At 51.1% G+C, this 26,401-nt stretch carries 25 protein-coding genes; 5 read left to right on the top strand and 20 right to left on the bottom strand.

The window, feature by feature from the left end:
* Positions 1-19 precede the first annotated feature (19 nt).
* Entirely contained in the window at positions 20-1,018 is a 999-nt protein-coding gene (locus H8B09_RS04210) for an LLM class flavin-dependent oxidoreductase (RefSeq protein WP_191202198.1), read from the top strand.
* Positions 1,019-1,076: 58 nt separating this feature from the next.
* Here H8B09_RS04210 and H8B09_RS04205 read toward each other — a convergent pair whose 3' ends face one another.
* Both H8B09_RS04205 and H8B09_RS04200 read right to left on the bottom strand, forming a co-directional pair.
* On the bottom strand, positions 1,077-2,105 hold the full coding sequence (locus H8B09_RS04205) for an LCP family protein (RefSeq protein WP_191202197.1): 1,029 nt from the start codon (positions 2,103-2,105) through the stop codon (positions 1,077-1,079).
* Between the two features lie 227 nt (positions 2,106-2,332).
* Positions 2,333-3,721 (bottom strand): class I SAM-dependent rRNA methyltransferase, encoded by a 1,389-nt coding sequence (locus tag H8B09_RS04200; protein ID WP_191202196.1) that lies wholly within the window; start codon positions 3,719-3,721, stop codon positions 2,333-2,335.
* Positions 3,722-3,902: 181 nt separating this feature from the next.
* Between H8B09_RS04200 and H8B09_RS04195 the strand changes: the two genes are divergently transcribed.
* On the top strand, positions 3,903-4,880 hold the full coding sequence (locus H8B09_RS04195) for a Na/Pi cotransporter family protein (RefSeq protein ID WP_191202195.1): 978 nt from the start codon (positions 3,903-3,905) through the stop codon (positions 4,878-4,880).
* On the opposite strand, the gene deoC is transcribed toward H8B09_RS04195, so the two are convergent.
* The 6 genes from deoC to prmA form a co-directional block, all read right to left on the bottom strand.
* Complete coding sequence (gene deoC / locus H8B09_RS04190) at positions 4,801-5,538, bottom strand: deoxyribose-phosphate aldolase (RefSeq protein WP_191202194.1); 738 nt, start codon at positions 5,536-5,538, stop codon at positions 4,801-4,803. The genes H8B09_RS04195 and deoC overlap by 80 nt on opposite strands.
* Positions 5,531-5,971 (bottom strand): NUDIX hydrolase, encoded by a 441-nt coding sequence (locus H8B09_RS04185; RefSeq protein ID WP_191202193.1) that lies wholly within the window; start codon positions 5,969-5,971, stop codon positions 5,531-5,533. The genes deoC and H8B09_RS04185 overlap by 8 nt, the downstream gene beginning before the upstream one ends.
* Positions 5,972-6,003: 32 nt before the next feature.
* A complete protein-coding gene (gene mtaB / locus H8B09_RS04180) occupies positions 6,004-7,386 on the bottom strand; it encodes a tRNA (N(6)-L-threonylcarbamoyladenosine(37)-C(2))-methylthiotransferase MtaB (RefSeq protein ID WP_191202192.1) in 1,383 nt (460 codons plus the stop codon).
* Between the two features lie 3 nt (positions 7,387-7,389).
* On the bottom strand, positions 7,390-8,151 hold the full coding sequence (locus tag H8B09_RS04175) for a 16S rRNA (uracil(1498)-N(3))-methyltransferase (RefSeq protein WP_191202191.1): 762 nt from the start codon (positions 8,149-8,151) through the stop codon (positions 7,390-7,392).
* 145 nt (positions 8,152-8,296) lie between these two features.
* Positions 8,297-8,968: a site-2 protease family protein gene (locus tag H8B09_RS04170; RefSeq protein ID WP_191202190.1), complete on the bottom strand. Its 672-nt coding sequence runs from the start codon at positions 8,966-8,968 to the stop codon at positions 8,297-8,299.
* Between the two features lie 6 nt (positions 8,969-8,974).
* Entirely contained in the window at positions 8,975-9,973 is a 999-nt protein-coding gene (prmA, locus tag H8B09_RS04165) for a 50S ribosomal protein L11 methyltransferase (RefSeq protein WP_191202189.1), read from the bottom strand.
* Positions 9,974-10,252: 279 nt separating this feature from the next.
* Between prmA and H8B09_RS04160 the strand changes: the two genes are divergently transcribed.
* Genes H8B09_RS04160 through H8B09_RS04150 form a run of 3 tightly spaced genes read left to right on the top strand, consistent with a single transcriptional unit; the run spans position 10,253 to position 12,206 of the window.
* On the top strand, positions 10,253-10,624 hold the full coding sequence (locus H8B09_RS04160; RefSeq protein WP_191202188.1) for a GntR family transcriptional regulator: 372 nt from the start codon (positions 10,253-10,255) through the stop codon (positions 10,622-10,624).
* Positions 10,621-11,526, top strand: a complete 906-nt coding sequence (locus H8B09_RS04155) for an ABC transporter ATP-binding protein (protein ID WP_191202187.1) — start codon at positions 10,621-10,623, stop codon at positions 11,524-11,526. The genes H8B09_RS04160 and H8B09_RS04155 overlap by 4 nt, the downstream gene beginning before the upstream one ends.
* A complete protein-coding gene (locus H8B09_RS04150) occupies positions 11,523-12,206 on the top strand; it encodes a hypothetical protein (RefSeq protein ID WP_224753240.1) in 684 nt (227 codons plus the stop codon). The genes H8B09_RS04155 and H8B09_RS04150 overlap by 4 nt, the downstream gene beginning before the upstream one ends.
* 94 nt (positions 12,207-12,300) lie before the next feature.
* On the opposite strand, the gene lacZ is transcribed toward H8B09_RS04150, so the two are convergent.
* The 12 genes from lacZ to dnaJ all read right to left on the bottom strand — a co-directional run bounded on the left by lacZ (position 12,301) and on the right by dnaJ (position 26,391).
* Positions 12,301-15,339: a beta-galactosidase, LacZ type gene (lacZ, locus tag H8B09_RS04145; RefSeq protein WP_191202185.1), complete on the bottom strand. Its 3,039-nt coding sequence runs from the start codon at positions 15,337-15,339 to the stop codon at positions 12,301-12,303.
* A 32-nt stretch (positions 15,340-15,371) separates the two neighbouring features.
* A complete protein-coding gene (locus tag H8B09_RS04140) occupies positions 15,372-16,196 on the bottom strand; it encodes a carbohydrate ABC transporter permease (RefSeq protein ID WP_191202184.1) in 825 nt (274 codons plus the stop codon).
* Positions 16,196-17,086 (bottom strand): carbohydrate ABC transporter permease, encoded by an 891-nt coding sequence (locus H8B09_RS04135; protein ID WP_397376040.1) that lies wholly within the window; start codon positions 17,084-17,086, stop codon positions 16,196-16,198. The genes H8B09_RS04140 and H8B09_RS04135 overlap by 1 nt, the downstream gene beginning before the upstream one ends.
* 133 nt (positions 17,087-17,219) lie before the next feature.
* Positions 17,220-18,527, bottom strand: coding sequence for an ABC transporter substrate-binding protein (locus tag H8B09_RS04130; protein WP_191202183.1), 1,308 nt, complete (start codon positions 18,525-18,527; stop codon positions 17,220-17,222).
* A gap of 233 nt (positions 18,528-18,760) precedes the next feature.
* Positions 18,761-20,521, bottom strand: coding sequence for a cache domain-containing sensor histidine kinase (locus H8B09_RS04125; protein WP_191202182.1), 1,761 nt, complete (start codon positions 20,519-20,521; stop codon positions 18,761-18,763).
* 4 nt (positions 20,522-20,525) lie between these two features.
* Positions 20,526-22,091: a response regulator transcription factor gene (locus H8B09_RS04120; RefSeq protein WP_191202181.1), complete on the bottom strand. Its 1,566-nt coding sequence runs from the start codon at positions 22,089-22,091 to the stop codon at positions 20,526-20,528.
* 158 nt (positions 22,092-22,249) lie between these two features.
* Positions 22,250-22,918 (bottom strand): SGNH/GDSL hydrolase family protein, encoded by a 669-nt coding sequence (locus H8B09_RS04115; RefSeq protein WP_191202180.1) that lies wholly within the window; start codon positions 22,916-22,918, stop codon positions 22,250-22,252.
* Positions 22,915-23,844, bottom strand: coding sequence for an alpha/beta hydrolase (locus H8B09_RS04110; RefSeq protein WP_191202179.1), 930 nt, complete (start codon positions 23,842-23,844; stop codon positions 22,915-22,917). The genes H8B09_RS04115 and H8B09_RS04110 overlap by 4 nt, the downstream gene beginning before the upstream one ends.
* Positions 23,845-23,885: 41 nt before the next feature.
* Positions 23,886-24,509, bottom strand: coding sequence for a TetR/AcrR family transcriptional regulator (locus tag H8B09_RS04105; RefSeq protein WP_191202178.1), 624 nt, complete (start codon positions 24,507-24,509; stop codon positions 23,886-23,888).
* A gap of 160 nt (positions 24,510-24,669) precedes the next feature.
* Complete coding sequence (locus tag H8B09_RS04100; RefSeq protein ID WP_191202177.1) at positions 24,670-24,894, bottom strand: hypothetical protein; 225 nt, start codon at positions 24,892-24,894, stop codon at positions 24,670-24,672.
* On the bottom strand, positions 24,891-25,058 hold the full coding sequence (locus H8B09_RS04095; protein WP_191202176.1) for a YfhD family protein: 168 nt from the start codon (positions 25,056-25,058) through the stop codon (positions 24,891-24,893). The genes H8B09_RS04100 and H8B09_RS04095 overlap by 4 nt, the downstream gene beginning before the upstream one ends.
* Positions 25,059-25,251: 193 nt before the next feature.
* On the bottom strand, positions 25,252-26,391 hold the full coding sequence (gene dnaJ, locus H8B09_RS04090) for a molecular chaperone DnaJ (RefSeq protein WP_191202175.1): 1,140 nt from the start codon (positions 26,389-26,391) through the stop codon (positions 25,252-25,254).
* Between the last annotated feature and the right edge of the window lie 10 nt (positions 26,392-26,401).

The following is a 26,401-nucleotide window of genomic DNA, read 5'->3' as shown; positions in this document are numbered from 1 at the left end:
TAGAAAGGACTGATACGTCATGAGAATAGGCATCTTGGACCAAGCGCCGATTGCCAAAGGCAATACGGCGACGGGTGCGCTGCAGAACGCGGTTGAAACAGCGAAGCTTGCGGAAGAACTGGGCTACCACCGCATGTGGATGGCTGAGCATCATAATTTACGCACGTTGGCGAGCAGCGCGCCTGAGATTACTGCTTCATTCCTTGCCGCGAAGACGAACCGCATTCGCGTAGGCACTGGCGGCATTATGGCGATGCACTACTCGCCGCTCAAGATGGCTGAAATTTTCAAAACGTTGAGCGCCCTTGCGCCAGGCCGTATTGATTTTGGCGTGGGACGTGCGCCAGGCGGCGATCATCGTTCCACTCAAGCGCTGGCAGAAGGCCGTCCATATATGCCAACGGACCTTTATGATAAAATCCAGACTACCTTGGACCTCATCAGCGAACAGTCGCTCTCTGACTCGCTGCATGATGAGATCGTAGCGACACCTGCCGAGATCCAGCTGCCCGAGGCGTGGCTGCTCGGTTCAACAGGTAACAGCGCGATTCGAACAGGCCGACTAGGCGTTGGCTATTCGTTCGCACAATTTTTCAACGGGGAAATGTCCAAGGCTATCTTCGATGCATACAAATATAACTTCGTCCCTTCGGCTTTCATGGAGAAGCCCGTCATTAACGTGACGTACTCCGTGTCCGTCGCCGAAACCAAGGAAGAAGCTGAATACATTGCGCTGCCCGGCGATCTAAGCCGCCTCTTCCTGATGAAAGGCCGCATCCAGCAGCCGCTTACACCAGATGAAGCGCTCGAATACCCACTGACCGCATCGGACCGTGCGCTTATCGAATCCAACCGCGAACGAAAGCTGCATCTGGTCGGTACCGCTTCAGAAATCGCCGATCAACTGCGCGCGGACCAACAAGCGTTCGGTTTCGATGAGGTGATGATCTCCGCTTCGGCTCCAACCCAGGAGATCCGATTGAAGCAGCTGCGGCTGCTAGCCAAAGAGCTTCTCTAGGCCCCTCAATACAAAAAGACATTCGCCCCTCAACGACGAGGGATGAATGTCTTTTATTTTAATTACTCGAGTCTTCAATTCTGAGATCCATTACATTCGTATCAGGATTCAGCCATTTGCCGATAACTTCATTCGCAAACTTAACATCATCTTCATCAAGGATGTAATAATAGACGCCATTCTTCATGGAGTCTTTGCCTTTCAGCATATAACTCGTGATTTGCGGTGAGAATTTAAACGTCGATTCCGCCAGATCAATAATTTTGTCTGGCTTCATATTCGTTTGCAGATTGTTTCCGCCAATCCGAATGACATCATCGATCTTGGTCACGTTGTTAAATGTTTTGATCCGACTGAACAGCTGGCCAATAAACTCCCGCTGCCTTGCCGTCCGATTAAAGTCGGAGTCTTCGCGATACCGCACATAGTTCAATGCTTCCTGGCCGTTATATATCGGCTTGTTCGCCTCGATCGTGAACTTCTCATGATCCTTTTGTTTATTCACAATATCCTTAGTGATGGGAAGCTTAACGCCGCCTAATGTATCTACGATATTGATAAGGCCTTTAAAGTTAACCGTTGCATAGTATTGAATAGGCTGGTCAAGCAGCTTCTCGACGGTATTGATCGTCATGCTTACGCCGCCATGCGCATACGCCGAATTGATTTTACTTTTCGCATCGCCTTTGTAGCCAACGATCGTTGCATAGCTGTCCCTTGGAATGGACAGGAGCAGCATTCGATTATCTTTAGGCCGCACAACCGAGTAAATAAGGGTGTCGGAACGAGCCGGTTCATCCGCCCTCTGGTCCGTGCCAATGAGCACCAAGGAGAACGGCTTATCGGGATCATCAGCTTCCGCTGTATCCGACTGTTCATCGCCTTCTAATGGGACATAGGAATCTTCAAGTGTAGTTTTAATGCCGTTCTCGAAAAAAGTATGAAAAGCGAACAATGCGAGCTGTTTCTTAAAAAGAAGTCCCGAACCTGCTGCGAGCACCAGGATGATGCCGATCACTAGCAGAAGCGGGCGCCAACTCTTCTTTTTCTTCCTGGCTCGCTTAAGCTCACCGTTATTTTTAGCCATATCATTTCCTCATCCTTCTTTTGGTTTAATCGTTCTCGCCCGTCTCAGGCCAGCTCTTCAAGGAATCGAACATATGCACAAACCTAATTAACCAATCACATCGTCTGTAAAACATGTAATGAATATCAAATTTCACCCTTCTTCGACAGAATGCTCATAAAAACAAAAACAACGGACCTATGGAATCTCCAAAAAGTCCGTTGTTTTTCACTTAAATAGCGAACCGCTTATCGTTTACTGCGCACTTCGAAAATCGCAAACTTGAGATAATGTCCTTCGCTGACACCTAGAAGCTGCGGGTGGTCTTTGCCTGCAGCGCGCCATTCAACGAGACGAAGCAGCTTGCCTGCATCGCTTGCCGCCTCTTGAATCGTATCGAGGAACAACTCTGGCTTCATGTGGTAAGAGCAGCTCGCCGTTACAAGATAGCCGCCTTCGTTAACCAACTTCATGCCGTGCAGGTTAATGTCCTTATAACCGCGGACTGCGCCGCCGACTGCACCACGCGTCTTCGTGAACGCTGGCGGGTCAAGAACAACGACGTCCCAAGTGCGACCGCCGCCTGCAGTCAGCTTCTTGGAGGTGTCAACCTTGCCGCCGTCCTCGCGGTTAACGACTGCACGAGCAGTACGCTCGTCCACTCCTCTTGCTTGCTGGCGCAAATAATCAAACGCATCGGCTACCACGAATTCTACCCGATCCTCGAAGCCGTTGCGGGCAACGTTGCGACGAGCGGTGTCAATCGCATGCTCCGAGATATCGAGGCAGGTTACTTTCTTCGCCCCATATTGGCACGCATGCAACGTGAAGCTGCCTGTGTGAGCGAAGCACTCAAGCACTGTAGCGCCATCCCAATACGGGAACGTGACTTCTTTGCCATTCGGGTTAACAGGAACGCGCTTCACGCCTGCTCCATCCTCCGCAGGCACATCCTGCAGTCGGATGCCGCTTCGCTCGCCCCAGCCCGTCATAAGCGGTGCGATAGAAGCCCGATTTTCCCGCTGGTCGAAGAAATAACCCGTCTTCTGCCCCTCAACAATATCGACTTCGATCTTGAGGCCGTTCTCCGTAATTTCAACGATGCGTGGGCAATCGCCATACAAAACGCCTGTCCGCTGCTCGAGACCCTCTAACGAACGCACGCCAACATCGCTGCGCTCATAAATGCCCTGAGGCGCAAACACTTCGATAAGCGCTTGTACAATCGCATCTCGGCGTAAATCCATGCCAAGCGTTAGAATTTGTACGACAAGCACGCCGCCGAAACGATCTACCACGAGTCCTGGCAAATAATCAGCTTCTCCATATACGAGCCGGCAATCGGCATCGCTTACGAAACGACGGCGATGGTCAGCGCTGCGCTGAAAACGTTCGCGGAAGAACGCTGTGCCCATCTCGATACCCGTTTGATAGCTGACAATCCGTACCGTAATTTGCGATGCAGGATTCCAGAACCCGCTCGCAATATATTTGCCTTGGTGGTTGAGCACATCCACAATGTCGCCTGGTTGTGCTTCGCCATCCATCTTGCTGATCTCGCTTGCGTATACCCAAGGATGACCTTCCTCGATCCTTTTCTTCCGGTTCTTGCTCAATATAACGGTCGCGCGCGTCATAGTCGTCCATCCTTTCCGCAATCTTTATGATATTGTCCAATCTTTAACTAGAGGCTTGTCATTGCAGCTCTCGCTGCCACATACAAATACGAATAGTGCTTGTACGTCATATCGTCGTATGTATGATTTCATGGAGTCACCATGCAGTACTACTGATGCCTTATCGAAAGGAGCCATCGCTATGATGCATACCATTATTATACCTTTAATTCTCGGGTTCGCGATATTCATGTTCGGCATGAAGCTGATGGAGCTGGCGCTCAGCCGCTGGGCCGGACCCTACTTGGCTGCTGTGCTAAGGCGTTTCACGGCTACACCCATACACGGTCTGCTGACGGGCACTGCAACAACGGCGGTGCTGCAGAGCAGCACCGCCGTTACCGTCCTATCAATCGGCCTCGTCAACACGGGCCTATTAACATTCTCACGTACGCTTGGCATTGTACTTGGCACGAACATCGGTACCTGCATAACAACCGAGCTCATAGGGCTGCAGCTCGGTCGTGTCGCCATGCCGCTGCTTCTTGCAGCTTCTGTCGCTTGGCTGCTGACCGCAGTTCTAGGCGAGATGCGTATACTGGCATGGAGCCGTGCACTGCCTTTCTTGCAGCCCGTTCGTCTGATAGCCGTTGCATCAGCAGGCTTTGCCCTTATCCTAATCGGCATTACAACGATGCAGTCGATTGGGCCGGCTGTTCAAGCTACTCGCTTATTCGGAACATTCCTTGAACGCTCGCAAGGAAACGTGCTGTGGGGCCTTGCAGCAGGTACGCTGCTAACGGCAATGGTACATAGCAGTGCTGCCGTCATCGGCCTTGTCATGGGACTTGCCGCTACAGGCGCTATGCCCATCGATGTTAGCGTCGCCATTGTACTAGGCGCCAATATCGGCACCTGCTTCACTGCGATACTCGCCGCAATCAGCGCGACGAATGCTGGCCGGGGCGTCGCAGTCGCTCATATCGTCCTGAACGCCGCAGGCGCGCTGCTGTTCCTTCCGTTCATCCCGCTGTTAGCAGCTGCAGCAGGCGCAATCAGCGACTCTCCCGCCGCTCAGATCGCCCACGCTCAGACGATCTTTAATATGGCGTGCTCGCTTCTGGCCCTGCCGCTGTGTTACCTGCCGGTGTGGAATTCACGTTTCCTGCAGCCTCAGTAACAATCGCAACACCTGCGCTCGTACCAAGACGCGTTGCACCTGCATTCAGCATAATAAGCGCTGTTTCACGGCTGCGGATGCCGCCTGAAGCTTTAACCCCGATACCAGGCGATACGGATTTGCGCATGAGACGAATGTCCTCTTCCGTAGCGCTGCCCACGCCGAAGCCAGTTGAAGTTTTCACGTAATGGGCGCCTGCTGCTTCTGCTACCCGGCACGCTTCGAACTTCTGCTCATCGGAGAGCATGCCAGTCTCAAATATGACTTTCACGATCGCGCTGCCTTCTACAGCCCGTACGACAGCACCGATATCGTTCGCTACGACTCCGTAACGGCCTTCGAGCAATGCACCAATCGGCAGTACCATATCGATCTCGGCAGCGCCGTCATCCACCGCTTCAGCCGCTTCGAATACTTTCACCTTCGTAGACATCGCACCAAGCGGGAATCCAACGACGGCGCTTACAGCGACATCCGTTCCAGCCAGCTTCTCCGTGCAATACGATACCCAAGAGCCGTTCACGCATACGCTGTAGAACTGATGCTCCATCGCTTCTTCGCACAACTTATCGATGTCAGCAGCCGTCGCGCCTGGCTTAAGGAGCGTATGGTCGATGAACCTTGCAATGCTTTTCTCAGGTGACCACAACTCAAGCATGACTCTCTGCCTCCAAGCCAAGCAGTCTCAGAGCGCCAGCAACAATCCGATCATTGTTGTCGTAACCCGATGTCCGCTGCTTGCGCCATGCCTCTTCAGGTGAGAACCAGTCTACGCCGCGGATTTCTTCCACCTGCGGCTGCAGCGTTCCCCCGATCGCTTCTACAAGGTAGTAATGAACTTCCTTGTCCACGATCCCTTTGGACTCATGTTTATATTGATATTTAATTTGATCGATGGGTGAAATGATGGAACCGATCATGCCCGTCTCTTCAACGATTTCACGAAGTGCCGTCTCCTCGACCGTCTCGCCTGGTTCCATCTTGCCCTTAGGAAGCGACACTTTGCCATAACGATCCTGAATCAACTGAATTTGCAGCACATTGTCCTCGGTGCGACGGAATACGACGCCTCCGGCCGATATTTCTTTCATGCTCGGCACTCCTCTCACGGTTATCGATTGATTTACAGCGCCTTCGCTTCCAGAGCAGGTGCGCTCATTTCATGGCGAACCGACGATGTGCCTTGATCCAATACGCGTACGAGTTGACCGCGACATTCGTTCACGCCTGCCTCCGTGATCTTCACGCGGCACAGCTGACCAACGAGCGCTTCGGTTCCTTCGAATACGATTTGCAAGTAGTTATCCGAGTAACCCATCACAAGACCTGTGCCTGGCGCACCTTTGTAGTCTCGTTCAGGAATAACGTCCACAACCTCGCCAACCCACTTCTTCGCATAATCAAGCTGCATGCTCTCCGACAGTTCGATCAGCTTGTGTACGCGTTCGTTCTTCACTTCCTCGTCCACTTGGTCGTCCATGCGGGCAGCAGGCGTGCCTGTACGCTTCGAATAAGGGAATACGTGCATCTCGGAGAAAGCGATATCCTGCATGAAACGGAAGCCTTCCTCGAACATTTCCTCCGTCTCGCCAGGGAAACCAACGATTACGTCCGTCGTAATGGCGACGCCTGGCAGTGCTTCATGCAGACGCTTAATCTTAGCAGCGAACTCTTCCGTCGTGTACTTGCGGCGCATCCGCTTTAATACGGAGTTTTCGCCCGCTTGCAGCGGGATATGCAAATGACGGCACATTTTACTCGAACGATTGAGCACGTCAATCATTTTCTCATCGATTTGGCTTGCTTCAATGGAACTAATTCGGATACGCTCCAGACCTTCCACTTTGTCCAGCTCCATAATCAGATCGGCCAGATCAAAGTTCTCCATGTCGTCGCCATAACCGCCCGTATGGATGCCCGTCAGAACGATTTCCTTGTAACCAGCCGCAACAAGCTGCTCTGCCTGCGAGATAACGCTCTTCGGATCACGGCTGCGGGACAAACCGCGGGACCATGGAATAATGCAGAAGGTGCAGAAGTTGTTGCAGCCCTCTTGAATCTTCAAGAAAGCACGCGTACGGTCGGCAAAATCAGGCACGTCGAGTTCTTCGAACTCACGCGTCTTCATAATGTTGCGAACAGCATTAACCGGTGTACGATCCGATTGGATCTGACCAACAAAATCAAGCAGTTTCTCGCGATCCTGTGTACCTACAACAAGGTCGACGCCTGGAATGGCTAGAATCTCTGCTGGCGATGTCTGCGCGTAGCAGCCCGTCACTGCGATTACGGCATCCGGGTTGCGGCGCACCGCGCGGCGAATAATCTGGCGGCTCTTCTTGTCGCCTGTATTCGTAACGGTACATGTATTGATGATATAAACGTCAGCAGTCTTCTCTTCAAAATCCACCTGCTCATAGCCGGCGTTTTTGAACAGCTGCCACATCGCTTCCGTATCGTAAAAGTTAACTTTGCATCCCAAGGTGTAAAATGCGACTGATGGCATTTCTTATAGTCCTCCCATTTCTCCGGATTCGTACAGCAGTGCCGTCAGTGCGACTATACCCGCTGTTTCCGTACGCAAAATGCGCTTGCCTAAGCCAACAAGCACGGCGCCGGCAGCCTGCGCCTGAGACGCCTCCTGCTCGGTGAAGCCGCCTTCCGGCCCGACAATGACGAGCGCCCGCAGATCGCGGCGCGCGGCGAATGGCGCTGCCGCTCCGCGCAGTCCAGCAGAGCCGCTGCGTCCTTCTTCCTCATAGCAAAAGAGCACCAAGTCATATTCCTTCATGCTGCCGACAAGCTGCTTCCAGCTCAGTGGCTTGGCGATATCAGGAATACGACTGCGATGCGCTTGTTCTGCTGCTTCTTTGGCGATTTTCTCCCAACGCTCCAGACGCTTCGCTTCCTTCTTGGCGTCATACTGGACAATCATCCGCTCGGATTCGAAAGGAATGAACGCATAAGCGCCAATCTCCGTCCCCTTCTGGATAATTAGCTCCATCTTATCGCCCTTCGGCAAGCTCTGAGCGATCGTAATCTGCCAAGCAGGCTCACGATCGGAAGCCAATAGCTCCTCGATCGCGGCATCCACGCGTCCTGCTGCAATGTCGGTAACCTTCGCGATTGCCTCGCGCCCCGCTCCATCGCTTACGATGAATGAATCGCCGACGCGCATTCGCATGACACGGGATGCATGATGGGCATCGTCGCCCATCAGTGCAACCGTATCATCTGCGAACTGCTCCACCGGCACAAAATATCTCTGCATACGTCATACCACACTTTTCAGAGGTTGTTCAAAAAGTCCGCCTTTGATGGACCTTTTGAACTCGCACTATTTACGAAAGTTCCAAAATACTAACCCTCATCATACCATGGAACGGTCGTGTAATCCATGTTGAACTCGTTGCCAGCTAGAGGAACCATGGTTGAATGATGTCATTAAACGCAAGCATAATATCGTCAATCAAGCCGAATAGCGGTCCAATTGTAATGTCATGAAGCGGCGGAATGAATACGAGCAACAGGAAGAAGATCATGCCCCAGTGCAAATTTTGTTCCAGCTTCATCTGCACGCGAAGCGGCAGCAGGTTCGAAATAATCCGGTAACCATCAAGCGGCGGCAGCGGAATTAGGTTGAACAAGAACAGCAGTATATTAATCCAAACGAAATATTTGATTAAGAAAATATAGAGCGCCTTCTGTACACCAATCGAGCTTGAATCAAGTATACCGGTGCTAAAAAGAAGGTGGAAGACGATGAGTCCAATAAACGCCATCACCAAGTTGCTGATAGGACCGGCAGCCGTCACAATTATACTCATCAGCCTTGGCCGTTTGAACCGGTTCGGGTTCACTGGAACAGGCTTCGCCCAACCGAAGCCTGCCAGCAGGATAAGAATCGTTCCAAGCACGTCCAGATGGACGCGCGGATTGAGTGTGACACGTCCTGCATTATACGCTGTCATGTCACCAAATTTATAAGCTGAATAGGCGTGTGCGAACTCGTGCACGGTGAATGCAATAACGAACGTCAGGACGACAAATGGAAATTCATTAAACGGAAACCAGAGAAGGCTCTCCATTCCGGCTTATTCACCTGCTTTCGGCTTGCTCGCAACGAAGGCGATCCAATCATCTTCGCGGCGGCGGTCTACAATCTCAAAGCCTGCCTGCAGCAAGCCCGACTCCACAACATCCTCTTTGTTCTTCCAAATGCCCGAAGCGATATAGAAGCCGCCTGGTTTCAGCGCGTCATATACATCACCGATGAACAACATAATTATTTCAGCAAGAATGTTCGCTACAACAACGTCAACAGGCACGCTCACATTGATCGGACCTGCATCCGCTCCGCTCTCGTCCTTCGTCTCGCCCTTCAGTACGCCAAGCAGGTCGCTCAGACGGACGTCGATCTGCTCTGACAGGCCGTTCAGACGCGTATTCTCTTTCGCGCTGGAGACCGCAACAGGATCAAGATCAACTGCAAGCACCGCTTTCGCGCCAAGCTTCATAGCGCCGATGGCAAGAATGCCGGAGCCCGTACCAACGTCGATGACTTCTTCGCCGCCACGGATAACAGAATCAAGCGTACGCAAGCATAGAGCCGTCGTAGGATGCGTTCCTGTACCAAACGCCATACCGGGGTCAAGGTCGATGACGCGCTCATTCGGACCCGCTTCATACTCCTCCCAGGTCGGACGAATCGTCAACCGTTCGGATACACGGATCGGTTTGAAATACTTCTTCCACGAATCTGCCCAATCCTCTTCATCCACCATCTTATAGGACAGCTTGAAGTCACCGGGATCAAGATCGAATTCCCGCAGTCCCGCGATAAACGGCTCGATCGCTGCGATCAATGGCTCCATATCCGTCTCTTCTGCAAAATAGCCCTGAATAACCGCATCGCCAAGCGGAATGTTATTCAGCGGACGGTCGTACCACTGGCCCAACTTCGTGTCGCGCGGACGCTCCAACGAGCCGGATTCCTCAATCGCTACGCCGCCTGCTCCCGCTTCGTGCAAATAATCAGAGATCGCCTCGACGACTTCCTCGCGTGTCGAGATCGTTAGTTCATGCCATTTCAATGTCTTTATCCTCCTAGAACTTCTTGTACTTCTTGAACTTCTTCTTGGTACGGCTTCGTAAGAATACACCGTTAACCTGTGTCGGGAGCATTTGCTCCACTTGTACGACCTGATAGCGACTATTGTAGCATAAATCGGACCATAAAATCTTCCTGCCCCCTCCCTAACGCTCAACCAAGCCCATTTTTCAAAAAGGACAAGCCCCACCTATTGACACTCAGGTTCATCGGTTGTATGGTTAGTTACATGAGTAATTAACCAACACGGTGGTGAACGCAAATGGGTCCTGCAATGGATGATACAAGGCCAATTTTCTTGCAGATTGCTGAACGGATTGAAGACGACATTATCGAAGGCGTACTTGAGGAAGAAGCGCAGGCGCCATCTACAACTCAAATTGCGGCCTTCTACCACATCAACCCTGCAACGGCGGCGAAAGGCGTCAACCTGCTTGTTGACGAAGGGATTTTGTACAAGAAAAGAGGGATTGGCATGTTCGTAGCGACAGGAGCACGAGAGATAGCACTGACGAAGCGCAAGGAGCAGTTCTATGAGCAATACATTGTCAGCCTTGTTAGAGAAGCTAACCGGCTAGGCATTACCGCTGAGCAATTAAGCGACATGATCAAGAAAGGGGCTGTTCAGCAATGACCTATGTAGTCGAAGTTAACGGTTTAACGAAAGCCTATGGCGATGTCAAAGCGGTCAACAACGTTAGCTTTAAGCTGGAAACAGATAAGATCTACGGCCTGCTCGGCAGCAACGGCGCCGGTAAAACAACGATCATGCATATGATATCTGCTCAGCAGTTCGAAACGAGCGGCAGCCTCCGCGTATTCGGCGAGCACCCTTATGAGAACAATCATGTCCTGCAGCAGGTTTGCTTCATCAAGGAAAGCCAGAAGTACCCTGACAACTATAATGTCCGCGACGTGCTGGAAACAGCGGCAGATTTGTACCCGAATTGGGATCAGCAGTTTGCCATGTCTCTTGTGGAGGAGTTTCAACTCCCGCTGAAGCGCCATATGAAGAAGCTCTCTCGCGGCATGCTCTCCTCAGTCGGCATTCTGATTGGTCTTGCGAGCCGTGCGCCGCTGACGATATTCGATGAACCTTATCTCGGATTGGACGCAGAGAAGCGCCAGCTGTTCTACGATCGGCTGCTAGAAGATTACGCCGAGCATCCGAGAACGATTCTGCTCTCCACCCACCTTATCGATGAAGTCGGAACGATGTTAGAGCATGTGCTGCTTATTAACCGCGGCCAACTGCTGTTAGATGAAGAAACCGACTCCTTGCGCGGGCGCGCCTTCTCTGTATCTGGTACGGCTGCAGCTGTCGATCGTTTCACTTCAGGCCGCACGGTCATTGACCGCCAGCAGCTTGGCGGACTTGTAACAGCTTCAATTCTGAATAATCCAGGCCAATTGAATGGGCAGGCAGAAGCCGAAGCAAACGCTCTTACCGTTGCACCTGTGTCCTTGCAGCAGCTCACCGTCTATTACACGCGATTGCAAAACCGAGACTCCGTATCATCGAAGGGGGCCAAATGATGAACAGAACATCTGCCGTTATGCGCATGCATTTGCGCAAAAAGTTAAATTGGTTACTCGTTCCGGTTGCCGTCCTTCTCTCCAGCTTCATCATTAATGTGCTCATCGGGGCATTCGCCGAGGATCCTATCTACACAGGCGGCCTATCATCGATCTTCGTCTACATGATGGTCATGGGGATCATCACGTTCGCACAGACGTTTCCCTTCTCGCTTGGCATGGGCATTCGGAGAGCCGACTATTACAAAGGGACTTTCGCGACAGGCCTTCTAGCTGTCTTCGTCTTCGCAATATTCCTGTTCCTTATGTCAATGGCTGAGGGCAAATGGACGAATTATTGGGGCGTACGACTTCATTTCTTTGATCTGCCGTACTGGAGCGACGGTCCGATCATTAACCGGCTGTGGATTCCTTTCCTGCTGCTGCTCTGCATGTTCGCTGCTGGTTTTCTGATCGGCACGTACTACCGCCGTTTCAACAAAACAGGTCTGCTGATCGGCGCGCTCGCTATCGTCCTTCTCGGTACAATCGCCTCGTTCGTTATTGGTCTGAACGACTATTGGACGAATATCTTCCATTGGCTGCAAGATCAAACGATGGCCGGCCTTGCCCTATGGACACTACCGTTTACAGTGCTGTTCGCGGCGGTCTCTTATCTGCTGCTTCGCCGCTGCACCTAACGAATGTCTTCTATATTTAAAAGCGCCTCATCGACCTGATAGATAGGTTCGATGAGGCGCTTTGCTATAGACGAAAGCCGCTAGCAGATAGTCGTTATAGTGGTCGAATCGTAAACTCGAACGACAGCGATTGGTTCGCCTTGATCCGATACTCCTCATGAACCGGAGCGCCCCAGCTGTCATCGCCGCCAACGCCCATCTGACGACCAGCAACGGTAACAACAGTATAATGTACCTTTGGCAGTTCGTAGTGATGCGCTGCATTCTCCAGCTCGAACGCTGTATACGGCGAGATATTGCACTCTACCGGCTGCGTCGCAGGTGAAGTAATCCGGATTCCGTGATTGCTGTCATCTGCGATGTCGACGCGACGGACACCTGTACGGTTGCCCGATTCCTGGGGCACAACATAAGCCGCAACGTTATCGGACGCTTGATTGCGGAAGACGCCAAGTCGAGCGCCGAATGCGCGGTCAATGTAGTTCTCCTCTGGTCCTAATGCGTAATATTCGAGGTTCGAATAGTCTGCCGGCACTTTGAACGATAAAGCGAAGATAGGAAGATCTGGCAGACCTTCAGTACCGTCGTAACGAGATTGAACGTTCACGCTGCCATCCGCATAGACGGTGTAGCTAACCGTGACCTCTACATCCTTGTTGATGCTAAGGGCATAGCGATACGATACCGTTACGCTGCCGGGCTGCTCCTTGAGCTCGATGTCGACACATTTGCGTGTCAAGCTTGCCGCATACCAGCCAGCCGCTTCGAAGCCTTGCGCATATCCCTTGTCGTTGTCCGTCGACGCTCGCCAGAACAGTGGCGCCGGCGGCGTTGCAATCATCTCGCGGCCGCCATAACGAAGCGAGGTCAGACTGCCGGCCTGCTTCGAGAACATGACCGTGAAGTCGTGTCCATGCACGCCGATATTGACGTCGCCATGGGCAACGCGCAGCGGACCTGCAGGAAGCGCAGCTTGCTGGTTGCTCTCAACAATATACACATGCTGCCCGAATGCAACTTCATAGCCTGCATCCGCCCACAATTCAGGCTGCTTCAGCACTAACGATACATGAAGGGCATACTCACCCGCCTTGTCCGCTGTGTTCGGGAGATCCAGTGAAATATACTTCTCCGTTTGCGCATCCACTTGAATATCCAGTTGTCCCGCGTACACCTCTTCACCCTCGAGGAATAGCGTGTACTTCAGAGCATAGCCATCCGTACCGATGAACAAATTCTCATTACGGACATGTACGCCATTCGCATCCGGCGTCAGCTTCACATTCTGGTACAAATATTTTACTTCCTGCATCTTCGGCGATACGCGGCGATCCGCGTACACGATGCCGTCTGTACAGAAGTTATAATCGGTAGGACGATCATCAAAGTCACCGCCGTAAGCAAGGAATGTCTCGCCATAACGATTCTGCTTCACTAACACTTGATCGATGAAGTCCCAGATGAAGCCGCCTTGATACTTCGGATATTTGTTCTCCAGCTCGGTGTACTTGTGCATGCCGCCGACGGAGTTGCCCATCGCATGCATGTATTCGCAGCTAATGTAAGGCTTCTGCGGATTATTGTTCAGATATTCCTCGATCATATCAGGCCGAGCATACATCCGGCTCTCCATGTCGCTCGTCGCATCATAATCGCGGTTATGGAATACACCTTCATAATGAACGAGACGGCTGCTATCCCGTTCGTGGAAGTAGTTCGTTACACTGAGAATAACCTCACCAGCATACGATTCATTCCCGCAGGACCAGATCAGAATCGATGGATGGTTTTTGTCCCGCTCCAACATGGATACCGCACGATCCATAACAATATCATGCCATTCCGGCTTATTGCCTGGAATGTTCCATGAAGGCTCTACAGCACCCATCTTCTGCCATGAACCGTGCGTCTCCAGATTCATTTCGTCAATAAGATAAATGCCGTATTCGTCACACAGCTCATACCACCGCGTCTGGTTCGGATAGTGAGACGTTCGAACCGCATTCATATTGTTCTGCTTAATCGTCTTAATGTCCCACAGCATATCCGCTTCCGTAATGACTCGGCCGCTGCGGTGGTTAAACTCATGGCGGTTCACACCCTTGAAGACGATGCGCTTGCCATTGATCTTCATGATGCCGTCTGCCATCTCGAAACGTCGGAAACCAACCTTCTGCGGTACGACTTCCACAAGAGCGCCGGATTCATCGAACACTTGCACATAGAGGGTATAGAGATAAGGACGTTCTGCGCTCCACAGCTGAACAGCGCCAGCATCGAGCGATACAGAGACAAGCTCACCCGACGATGAGGCTTCGCCAGTCACTACTTGATTCCCCGCTGCGTCTTGAAGCTCGAATGCGATACGACTCGCAGATACGCGGCCAATCATCTTCGTATCTACACGAAGCGTACCCTCGCTATATGTCTCATTCAACTCAGCGCGCACAAACAGGTCACACACGTGAACATCGGGTACCGTATATAGATAGACGTCGCGGAATATCCCCGAGAACCGCCAGAAGTCTTGATCCTCCAGCCAACCGCCTGTGCTGCGCTGATAGACCTCAACAGCAAGCTTATTCTCACCTGCTTGCACATAAGGCGTAAGATCAAACTCCGAAGGCGTAAAGCTGTCTTCGGAATAGCCAACGAACTTGCCGTTAAGCCATACATAGAAGGCGGATTCCACGCCTTGGAACGAAATATATAGAGGTCTGCCGTCCATCTGTTGCGGCAGATCAAACACTTTTACATAACTGCCTACAGGATTGTCGTTCTCCGGGATCGCTGGCGGACGCAAATCATGATGGCCATCCCATGGATACATCGTGTTGACGTATTGCGGCTTGCCGTATCCTTGCAACTGAATGTGGCCTGGCACTACGATGATGTCCCAGCCGCCACAGTCATAATCGGCCTCATAGAACGACGCAGCCCTTGCAGCCGGATGCACTGCGTAGCTGAACTTCCAATTGCCGTTAAGGCTGTGCCGCATCGCCATCGGCGCAAGCTTCTGCGCCTCTTCCATCGTTCCATAGTAGCGATGATCCGAATGAGCAGGAATTCGATTAACAGCGAATACTGCCGGATCCACAAGCCAATCGAGGCTTGGTTTTGTTACGTTAGTCATTGCACTATCTCCTGCCTTCCTATATCAAACCGTTACTTCACGGAACCTGTCATACCTGCTACAAAATGCTTCTGCATCAGGAAGAACACAAGCGCTGTTGGAATCGTCGAGATGACAACGGCTGTCATAATGACGCCGTAGTCAGGCGAGTAGCTGGAGCCCAGATTCGAGATCAACAGCGGAATGGTTTTCTTCTCCGGCGTTTGCAATACGATCAGCGGCCACAGGTAGCTGTTCCAGCTCGACATGAACGTAATGATGCCTGCAGCTGCGTAAGTTGTCTTCATCGTTGGCATGTAGATGCGGAAGAACAAACCAAGCTCACGGAGACCGTCGATGCGGCCTGCCTCAAGCAGTTCCCTCGGAAACATCTTCGTGCTCTGCCGGAAGAAGAAGATAAGGAACGCCGTCGTGAAAGTTGGCAGAATAACCGCTGGCAGTGTATTGACACCAAGTGCCGGGAAGCTGTTAGCGATTGACGCGAACATTTTGAACAATGGAACCATCAATGCTGCGAACGGAATCATCATCGACATAAGCAGAATATTGAACACGGCATCCTTCGTCTTGGTGCGGAAAATTTCAAATCCATAACCCGCAAGCGAAGCGACCAGCAAAGCCAGAACCGTCGTAATAATCGAGATCTTCGCCGAGTTCCAGAATGCAGTTCCCAGATCGATCGTATCCGTTAGCTTCTTGAAGTTATCAACCAAATGCGAGCCGATCGTCAGCTTGCCCTTTGTGACATCGACGGATTTATTCGTCGCGCTGATGAGCATCCACAAGAACGGGAAGATCGAGACGAGCGAGACGACACTTAGGAACACATAAGTAAACGTCCGTTTCAACTTACCCATTATTTATCACCTGCCGCTTTAAACTGTACGATCGACAAGATGACGATCATGATTACGATGGAATACGAGACAGTCGCCGCATAACCGAAGTCCGGTGAGTATTTGAACGACAAATTGTAGATGTACTGAGAAATCGACATCGTTGCGTTACCTGGTCCGCCCTTCGTAATGTTCACAATTTCATCAAACAGCTGAAGCGTACCGATCGTCGACGTAATGGACGTGAATAGGATGATAGGCTTGAGCAGCGGAACCGTAATGCTGAAAAATTGTCTAACAGCTGACGCGCCATCGATCCGTGCAGCCTCGTAGATCGAGTTGTCGATATTTTGAAGCGCGGAGAGGTAGAAAATCATGTTGTAGCCTGTCCAACGCCATGTGATCGCGATAATAATGGTCACCTTCGCCCAGAAGGGATCCGTAATCCATTGAATCGGCGCTGAAATCAAATGCAGCTTCGTAAGCAGCATGTTGACAAGGCCGTCTGCACCAAACAAATATTTGAATACGATCGAGTAAGCAACTAGCGATGTAACGCATGGAAGGAAAATCGCTGTACGGAAGAAACCTTTGAATTTCAGCTTGCTGTCGTTAAGTAATACCGAGATGAACATGGCGAGCACGATCATAACCGGCACTTGAATAATTAGGTAAATAAAGGTGTTCTTAACTGCCGCCAGAAATGTTCTATCGCTGAAAAGCCGCTTATAGTTGTCGAGACCCGTGAAGTGCAGATTTGCACCTTTGCCTGTCTTGAACGACAAGAGCAGCGCTTGAATCATCGGGTAGAAGTAAAAAGCTGCAATCATGATGACTGCGATTGCGATGAACCACCAACCGGTAAGTCGGCCTTTGTTCATGAGCTTAATGCCGGGCTTTGCCGTTTTCACGTCAGCCTAACCCCTTTCTGTCTGAAAATTCGTGTACCTCTGGATAATAAAAACCTTGGGCTTGCTGCTCCGCCTTGCCGCCATGATTGAATCGGCAGGCGGAGCATGCGAACGCCCAAGGTTTCATGCCGTATTAGTGGATTTGCGTTTCTGCTTGCGATTGTGCGTCAGACAGCACCTTATCCAGCGCTTTGCCGTTCAAGTAGTTTTGCACTTCTACGGCTAGAAGGTCTTCGATCTCATACGTATGCATGCCGTAGTTAACGCGCGGAATTTGCTCCGTCCATTTTGCGAAATCTGCAGTAATCTTCTGACCGCCGAAGAATTCGTCTGCCGCGCTGTACGCTTCGCCGCTAGCGGCTGCCTTCAGCGTTCCGATTGCACCAATTTCCTTGTTCAAGTTCTGGTACAGATCCGCATTCGATCCGAACGTTTGCTTCAGGAAGTCAGCTGCTGCTTCTTTACCGTCAATATTAAGCACGTACCACGAGCTGCCGCCAAGGTTCGATGCATGTACCGAGCTAGGCGTGTTCGGCAGCGTAGGGAATGGTACAACCGCCCATTGGCCGGATTGCGAAGCTTCCGCTTTGACCGATGCCGTAATCCAGTTACCCGTTGGAACTGTTGCAACGTCGCCGCTGTTGAACGCGCCAACGAATTGGCTCCAGTCGGACGTTACTTTCACGATGTCCGCTTCCATCAGCTTCTTATACGTTTCAAGAGCTTGCTTCAGGATTGCGTTATCTTTGAGGTTAGGCGTCGAGCCGTCTTCTTTCGTGTACCAAGAACCAGCCGATTGAATCATCATGCGGATCAGGCCCAGATCGTTAGGATCTTGCGTCAGAAGCGCTTTACCTGTTTTAGCCTTCACTGCTTTACCGATTTCAATGATTTTGTCCCAGTTAACGTCTTGAAGATCTTCTACTTTGTAGCCTGATTGCTCGAGCAGGTCTTTACGAACATACAAGCCTGCTACGCCGGAGTCGAACGGAACGCCGTATTGTTTGCCATCCAAGCTCGTTGGTCCGATTTTGTAATCTGCAAAGTCGGAAGCGTTGATTACGCTCGACAGATCATAGAACGCATCCGGGTAAGCTTGCAAGAAGCTTTGTGCGCGATAGTCTTCGATAAGTACGATGTTAGGCAGACCTTTTGTCGTGCCGGAGTTGAGTCCCGTGTTCAACTTCTGAACAATGTCGGCCTGCGCGTTTTCCTGAACATCGATTTTTACATCAGGATTTTGAGCTGCGTATGCATCCTTCGCCATATTGAGAGCCTTGACATTGAAATTAGCGTCCCATGCCCAAGCGGTCAATGCCTTCGTACCCTTCGAAGCTGTGTCGTTCGTACCTTCAGAAGTCGATGTTCCGTTGTCTGATTTGCTCGAGCATGCCGTCAGCAGAACGAAGCTGGCGAGCAACAATACGAGTACTTTTTTCAAGCGTAACAACCCCTTTTCTTCATACGATGCTTATGTGTGGTGATTCCATGAAACCTTCGTTGAAAGCGTTTGCCGGCTAACAACATCATCATAGCACCCTGCGAAAACCGGTCGTTAGCAATAAATTTGCATTCCGCTTGTCATTCTGTTGTCCTTTGTAAAGCGCTTTATTCACGGCTTTGTAAACGTTTTAGCTTCTGGTACTTTCTTTAGGTCATTTGTAAATCCTCTAGCTACAACAGCGGCATTCGAATTCTAACCTTCGTTCCTTCGCCAGGCTTACTGTCAATCTCAACCCCATAAGCTTGTCCGTACAGCAGGACGATACGATCGTGGACGTTACGGATGCCAATGCCAGAGAACAGCTGCCTGCCGCCTTTCGGATTAGGCAGCTTGCCGTTATCTGACAGCCCTTCAATCCCAGAGCCATTGTCGACGATTTCACACAGCAATGCACCTGCCTCTGCCGAAACAAGCACATAGATATAACCATCCGGTTTATCGTTGAAGGCATGGAAGAACGCATTTTCCATGAACGGTTGAAGGATGAGCTTAGGAACCCGAACATCCATGCAATCCGGAGCGACAAAATAACTCACCTTGATTCGTTCACCATAACGCATGTGGTTGATGAACACATAATGCTTCAGGTTCTCGATCTCGTCGCTGACCGTAACGGTCTCGCTTACGTTGCCGATCGTATTTTGCAGAAGCGAAATTAACGAATTGATCGTTTCCGACGCCTTCTCCTTGCTGCCCTGCTGTACTAGTATTTTGATGGAGGCCAGTGTGTTATACAGGAAATGCGGATTTATTTGCATCTGCAAGGCGGCAAGTTCTGCATTATGCTGTTCTCGCTGCGTTTCGACCAGACGTTTCACGTAATCGTTCAACTCGTCCAGCATGTAGTTATAAGCATGGCCAAGCTCCTTCACCTCGAAGCTGCCTTTGACATTAATATAGTTGTGGAAGTTTTTCTTAGTAACATTAGACATCTGCCTAACGAGCAGCGACAATGAGCGTGTCAATCTCTTCGAGATGACGAATACGATCAAGAGCGCCACAAGAACGATTGCAGCACAAATGAGCGCCACCGCCCGCGTGTTCACGAGCTGCTTCAGCGCTGTTTTCTTATCGACCAAATTGATGAGAAAGAAGTCGTAGGTGGGCAAATATTCGGCCAACAGCACATATTCGCCGCCCATAACCGAAGCATTCTTATACTGAAGACCACCCTCGTCGATCTCCTTCGCATAACTCAGCAGTCCGACATTTAACTTCCCGATCAGATCATCGCGATTGCTGGATACGATGACACCTGACCGATCGATGATGACTACATCGTTCCCGTCGCTTGTGAAATTCGTGTAGAAGCGCTTGAAGGCTGTCTCCCGAATCGCGATATACAGATCCCCATATAAGGTGCCGGTCGTCCGATCGTACAGTGCCTTAGTCGCCACAATAACAGGGTTAAGCGAACCTGGCGTTCCACCGCTGAATTGATACATCACCCGTTTGGGCTCAGCATTCGTATTAATGGTGATGGGATGCGCGCGCAGCTGATTTTTGGGAATAGGCCATACGGTATTGTCGCTTGTATAGCTTCTCCCGTTCGTGCCTGTAATGGTCATTCCGACATCATAGGCATCCAGATTGGCTTGATACTGCTTCATCAGCTGAATAGCCGTGTAATAAGTTTTGTTCGTTGCGATTGTGCCACTGTCCCCTTGCGTGAGGAAGCCCTTGATCGAGCCACTCTGCAGAACGTTGTTTGCAGCTGTAATAACCGCATAATTAAACGACTCGAAGTTCGTCTTAATCTGCGTAATCACCTTCGAATTCGTAATGCTGAAGGTATTCATGAACAAACGCTCCGACATTCGAATCGTCACCCAAGATGTCAGAATGGTCACCGTGATGATGCTCACGACCATGATGACGAACATTTTGACGAACAACCCGTTATATTTTAACCGCTCGACAATCGCTCGCATCGCATTAGTCCTTTCGCTGCTGCCGCTGCAGCTGTTGTATGCGGTATTGACTTGGCGACAGACCGGTCCGCTTCTTGAACACTTTCGTGAAGTAGCTGTGATCCGAATAACCGACCATCCCGCTAATTTCCGAGATGGATGCTTCTCCGTCCCGCAGCAGCTCGCTCGCCTTCTCCACCCGAATTTTGTTGAGGTATTCATTGAACCCCTCTGGATTATGTGAAGCGAAGAACGTCGACAAGTAGGATGGGTTAAAATGGAACACTTTCGCGACTTCCGTAAGCGTCAATGTTTCAGTGAAATGAGTATGAATGTAATCCAGCAGCAGTTGCATATTCGGATTCGTCGTCTGGTCCTTCGCGCCGATCAGTTCTTCCGCTTCGCCGATGAATGCATTAAGCTGATCGACGACATCATCAGCATACTTAGCTTCTTCAATCGATTTGAAATAAGCATACTTATGCTCCTCCAGTGATTTCACATCGATATCCATATTGCCTAGCAATACAATCATATTGAAGATGATGTTGCTCAGGAATGATTTGAATTCGAAGATGTCCATTCGATAATCGCCGCTCATCGCGGTTACATGCTCACGCAAATAGTCCAAGGCTTGACCGAACTGTTTGCGGCGAAGCTGATCGGCAAAATCGTTTAACTGGAACGGCCCAACCGACTTCGCCGCAGCGGGAAGTTGATCCATCGACAACAGATGCTGAGCAGGCAAGTAGAACCGATAACCGAGCAGCTTCTGCAGCTCGCCTCTGTAGATTTCGCCCAATTGATTGAAATCCTCAAACGTACGGCTGAGCATCCAACCCAATTCGAAGGAAATCGTGCTATCAGCTATCGCTTCAGCCAATTTATCGATCGCTGCCCTCGTCCGAATAGAAGCATTCAGAAGTAATATCCAATGTTGATTCTCCGTTACCGCTATTCGGTATTCGATCGGATGGTCTTTCAGTAACCGAACCGCCAGCTCTTGCAGCATCGATGCGGTTCCTTCTGATTGCTGTCCAGCACGCCTCAAATCCGTTCCGAGCAGCCAATAGCGATCATAAGGAAATGCTTCTTGAACCGTACCGTCGGACTCGACCGTATCAAAACCAGAAAGAAGCTTCTCCATCTTCTTCTCAATAGATGACGCAGCACGCTCATTCGATCGCTCCAACTGCAGCATCGGAATTCGGCCCGCTGTTTTTCTTAGAATCGCCAGCAGCTCCTGCGCATCAAGCTTTGGCTTCAGAATATAATCGGCCACTCCGCTCTGAAAGGTAGAACGGACGTAATGAAACTCACTGAAGCTGCTGAGTACGATCACTTCAATTTCAGGACGACTAGCTTTAAGAATTCGGGTCATTTCCTCTCCGTCCATGATCGGCATGACAATATCGGTTAATACGATATGCGGCTTCGTAAGCTCGATCAACTCCAATGCTTCCTTCCCATTGGATGCTTCACCAACGATCTGAAACCCTTCCTGCTCCCAGTTCAAATAATGCTTGATTCCTTGCCGAATCAATATCTCATCGTCAACGATGACGACACGGCACAGACTCGTATCGGTCATTCTCGGATTCCCCATTCGCCATTCGAAGTTAATTCGTTCTATTATACCCGAATACGTAATCGCGGCAATACAAAAACGGGCATCCCCCGTTGGCAACGAATTCGCGATGCCATAGGTCATACCCGTTTCTATTGTGTATATTTATATCCGGCTCTGTCTTACAGACGCTCGCGAAGCCACTGCTCGAAATTGACTGCCGACAACCATTGCTCGGCGAGCAGCGTGTGACCAGCCGTCGTCGGATGGACACCGTCCCACATCCAATACGAAGCGTCAGCACGATTGCTAGCCTCATTGAACACCGATTGCAGCGGTACGAAGATTGCATCGTATTCCTCAGCAATGGCGCGAGCCACGCGCTGTTTCTCAATTAGTCTAGGCTCCCAATCCTGCTCCCAACGTTCTGCTGTCATCCCTGTACGAAGCGCAAACGGTTCGCATACGACGAGCGTCACAGACGGATCGTTCTCTCTTGCTTCCTCGAGCAGTCTGCGCAGCGAGCGTTCGTATCGGTCGAAGTTCGCTTCTCCTTCTCCAATGCCACGAAGAATATCGTTGATGCCAACGAGGATGCTGATCATCTGCGGACGATAAGCAAGCGCATCCGTCTCCCATCTCGCATACAAATCGACGGCTCGATCGCCGCTTACGCCACGGTTGATGAAGGTGATGCCATGTTCCGCATAAGCAGCGCCAATTCGACTTGCAATAAGATAAACGTAGCCATGGCCGTGGATATGATTAGGGTCTTCGCTGCGACCCCTGTTGCCGTCTGTTATGGAATCCCCTTGGAACAGGATTGTCAGCTTGGATTTGTTGTCGCTCATGTTGAACTCTCTCCTCCTATGCATAGATGGTGTTGAACGAATTGTCCGATCTGCTCAATTGATTCGACACCCTCCGGCATAATGCCTGCCATCAACTGAAACGCGCACCACATATGTTCCCATACCTCAATCTCCGCGTCCACGCCTGCCGCCTGCGCACGTTGAACAAGCCGCTGACACTCACCTAGCAGTACCTCGTCGCCACCTGCGTGTACGAGCAGCGGCGGCAATCCCTTCAACTCAGCGCCAACAGGATAGAGGAGTGGATCAACGGAAACTTCCTGACCTGTATATAGTTTAGCACATTGCCGTGACGTGTCACGGCTCCCAAGCGGATCTGCTTCTACATTCGATTCATACGTCTCACTGTCGTAATGGATAAAGTCAGTATGCGGGGATAACAGAAAAGCAGCAGCAGGCAGTGGTTCTCCCGCATCCCGAAGCGATAGCAGCGTCGCTAACGCTAAATAACCACCGACCGACTCGCCGCCAAACACAATATTCTCCGGTTGTACACCTTCTTGCAATAGCCAGCGATAAGCGGCAATACAGTCCTCATTCGCAGCGGGAAACAAGTGCTCCGGCGCCAGCCGGTATTCGAATACGAGCACTCGTTTACCTGACGCTTGTGCGATCCGAGCAGCCAGATCACGATGCGTATCGCATGTGCCAGTCATGAAAGCACCGCCGTGCATATAAAGCACAACGCCAGGCTCATTTGCTGACACATTGGGCGTGCTGACCCACTCTGCCCGCATGCCGGCAGCATGAACGGGATGAACGATCGTTTCCGTTAACCTCGGCAATGAGGCCAAAGCGGCTGCTTGCTGACTCCTCGCTTCTTCGACACTCATAGGCTGTACAGAACCCATCTGACGTAGAAATTGTTTAACCCCCTCGATATGCTCCCTCGTTGAACGCTGCATGCCATTTCATCTCCTCGAATGGAATTGAATGATCCGGCAACTTATGATTGATGCTGCCCGCCGCGGGCAAGATGATAGCCGCTGTGAGCGGCCGAGAAAACATCCATGAACAGCTTGTCGAACATGGCACGGTCCATGTCATAGCTGCGGGTCCACGAATCCGCGAAGCAGATGTAGCCGAACAATGGCAGGACGCCGTTGAAAAATTCGCCAACCATTCGTTCCTTTCGATCCTTGTCCGAGCTCGCGTCGTCCGCTGCTGGTTCTGCCTCGGAATCAACTAGCACTTCCACAACCCGATACATAATTGGCTTCTCTGCACTCTTCTTGAGCGACTCCATGAACATGACGCGAATCAGATCTGCATTCGCCATTGCGAAGCTGTAATAATGGTTCATCCGCTGCTTCACGGCATCCCCATTACCATGATTAACGCCATCAGACCCCGATCGGAGCAGCGCCTCATAGGAGGTTATAAATTCGCCCAGCAGCACGTCCAGCATCTCATCCTTGCTCTTGAAGTGGTAATAAATGAGCGACTTCGGGACGTTCGCCTCCTTCGCGATTTCATCAATACGCGCGCCTTCAAAGCTCTTCTCTGCGAATACGCGCACAGCCGCCTGCAAAATCCTCTCACGTGCGTTAGGCACATTTGTTTTCCCCATCGTGCTGTTGACCTCATCTCTAATTTAGTACTGAATGGTCAGTTTTAATCATAACAATAAATCCATAATCTGTAAACCAATTTTCCTTGGCACAAAGAAAAGGCATAAGCAGCTCGCAATGAGCTTCTTATGCCTTCTACTGTCTATTCACGAGAAAGTATTAGCCAAACGTGTCCGCCACATTCGGCTCGCCCCCCGTCTGACGAATCAGATGGAGCGCACGTTCTAGAACATCCGGATTCACTGTTGCAGTTAAGAAGCCGCCATCTCCGGTAACTTCTTCAGCGCGAAGGAGCCTAAGCTTCATCGCTGCTTCCCGAATACCCGCTTCATGCGTATATGAGGCGTGGATGGCGATGCCTTCGGCCTCATCAGACGAATTCATGATTGCTCGCCTTTGGCACGCTGATCCGCAGCAGCTGCGCGCTGCTGCGCGACACGATCCGCTTCGTCTGCCAGCTCTTCCGAGAACTCAACGTCCTCATTCTCTGCAATCGGCAAATTGCCGAAGTTTACTTTTTCCATATCGGATTTTTTCAAGTTTACCATGCCGGATACGCCCTCCTAAAAGTAATTTGCTTACTTCTTCGACATTACTGCCTGCAGCAAATTGCTTGCTTCGTAAGCATACGCTTTGTAATTTGCTTACTTCTTCGACATTGCTGCCTGTATCGGTCTTAGAACCGATTATAGGATGGGCGTCCTTGCTGTAAACTATGCACGCAGCACGGGATGGGGCTAACTACTCTCCGCGGAACGCTTTCTTCATCCGTTCGAAGATGGACTCGTGATGCTCTTGTTCTGGCTCCTGAGCACCGTTGCCGCCAGACAAGCCGCCTAGCTGACGGATCAGTTCCTTCTGCTCGTCTGTTAACTTCGTAGGCGTAACGATCGTCACTTTGACGTGCTGATCGCCGCTTCCGCTTCCACGCAAGCGAGGAACACCTTTGCCCTTTAAGCGGAACGATGTGCCCGTCTGTGTGCCTGCAGGCACTTTCAGCTTTACTTTCTCCGTCAGCGTTGGCACTTCGATCTCATCGCCAAGCGCTGCTTGTGCGAACGTGAGCGGCACCTCGCAGAAGATATCGTCGTTGACACGCTCAAAGAACTCATGACGCTTGACGCGGAGAACGATATATAGATCACCTGCAGGACCGCCGCGAAGACCACCTTCGCCTTCGCCAGACAAACGAATTTGCGCGCCATCGTCGACACCCGCCGGGATGCGAACGTTAATTTTGCGCTGCTTCTTCACTTTGCCCGCACCATGGCATGTACCGCATTTCTCTTTGATGATTTTGCCTTGACCACCGCAGGTCGAGCATGCTCTTCGGTTAACCATACGGCCAAACGGCGTATTCTGTACAACCTCTTGCTGGCCCGTGCCTCGGCAAGTTCCGCAAGTTTCTGGTTTCGTACCTGCCTTCGCGCCTGAGCCGTGACATGTATCGCAAGATTCCGTACGCGGAATCGTAATTTCGGTTTCTTTGCCGAACACCGCTTCCTTGAACTCGATTGTCATCGAGTACTGCAGGTCGTTACCACGCTGCGGTGCGTTCGGATCACGACGACCGCCGCCACCACCGCCGAAGAACATATCGAAAATATCGCCGAAACCGCCGAAATCGCCAGCTCCGCCGCCCATTCCGCCGAACTGGTTCGGATCGACGTGACCATGTCGGTCATACGTATCACGTTTGCCAGCATCGCTAAGAACGTCATACGCTTCCTTTACTTCTTTGAACTTGGCTTCAGCATCCGACGCCTTGTTCACGTCTGGATGGTATTGACGTGCCATCTTGCGGTACGCCTTCTTGATCTCTTCCTCATTAGCGTTCTTATCAACACCGAGCACTTCATAATAATCGCGCTTATCAGCCAATTCCTCTCAC

The sequence above is a fragment of the Paenibacillus terricola genome (genome assembly GCF_014779765.1).
GTDB lineage: Bacteria > Bacillota > Bacilli > Paenibacillales > Paenibacillaceae > Paenibacillus_T > Paenibacillus_T terricola.
This window is presented reverse-complemented; position numbering and strand designations above follow the sequence as displayed.